Annotated in this window: 1 pseudogene; it reads left to right on the top strand. The window is 39.3% G+C overall.

Going from position 1 to position 1236, the window contains the following annotated elements:
* Positions 1–523: 523 nt before the first annotated feature.
* A pseudogene (gene cysE, locus ORQ98_RS29470) lies at positions 524–1030 on the top strand (serine O-acetyltransferase); the annotation flags it as partial.
* Positions 1031–1236: the final 206 nt, after the last annotated feature.

The raw sequence follows: 1236 nt of genomic DNA on the forward strand, positions 1-1236 counted from the left end.
GTAGCGCTGAGAACACCTCCGCTACCAGGTAAGCTACTAAATATAGCTTAGGCATGATGATAATTAGGAAATTTTAAAAATATAAAACAGCAGGAAAACATACTTCCCTGCCTAATAAAATATCTCTCAAGGAAAGTGCTGTGAACAAGACTTATATCGTCTGAATGCAGCAATATAAGAGTTTAGTTAACTCTTCAATATCCGACAATATAAGTAGCTCGGTTTTTACACAGCTTGTGTAAAATTAGCTAACCAAAAGCAACAAATACACGCATTGTGTAGAAAGCTTCTGAGATGCTTTGTAGCCTGGTAAGGCATTATTTAAACTACTAATAAATGGCTCACTGAGCTGTGAGTATCCCATGGACTAATATCATTCATTATTAGCAGGGACGGCATGTACAAATGCTGTATTTTTTAATTCATTTTTGCATTAGTTTGTAACGATATAGTACATGGCTATTAATAGTATTTTTATTCTAAGTTCTCCCCTAATTAAGCATGACTAATAAGACAATAAACTATGTTTAAACACCTTCGTGAAGATGTTACGAGTATCCTTAATCGAGATCCTGCTGCCAGAAATACTTTCGAGGTGTTAACCAATTACCCAGGACTTCATGCTTTAATCGTTCACCGTCTCTGTCACTGGCTTTGGTGCAAACAGCTCAAATGGCTGGCTCGGTTTATCTCCAGCATCTCCCGGTTATTCACCTGTATAGAAATACACCCAGGAGCAAAAATAGGTAGACGTTTATTTATTGATCATGGTGTTGGTGTGGTAATTGGAGAAACCACAGAAATTGGTAATGATGTCACTATCTATCAAGGCGCTACACTAGGTGGCAATAAACTAGAAAAAGGCAAACGCCACCCTACAATCGGCAATGGCGTTATCATTGGTGCTGGTGCTATTTTATTAGGCAACTTTGAGGTAGGTGACAACGCCAAAGTAGGTGCTAATGTTGTCATTACAAAACCGGTTCCCAGTGGCGCTACCGTGATGGGTACACCTGGTAAAATTTTCAAAAGTCGACCACACTGAATGAGTAACAAAAAAGGGGACTTTTGGAAATAGGCACAGCCTCTGTCTTCTGGTAATCTCGGCCTCATTGACTGCTCCATAGTGAGTAACTAATGATCAACTCTAAAAAGCAGCGGCTCTATATGGATTCCTAGGGGGAGAATATAATACACCAATTGAGGTAGGGCTATCGCTCTATAGTCTGTTGACAA

It is taken from the genome of Spartinivicinus poritis (assembly GCF_028858535.1).
GTDB classification, from domain to species: domain Bacteria; phylum Pseudomonadota; class Gammaproteobacteria; order Pseudomonadales; family Zooshikellaceae; genus Spartinivicinus; species Spartinivicinus poritis.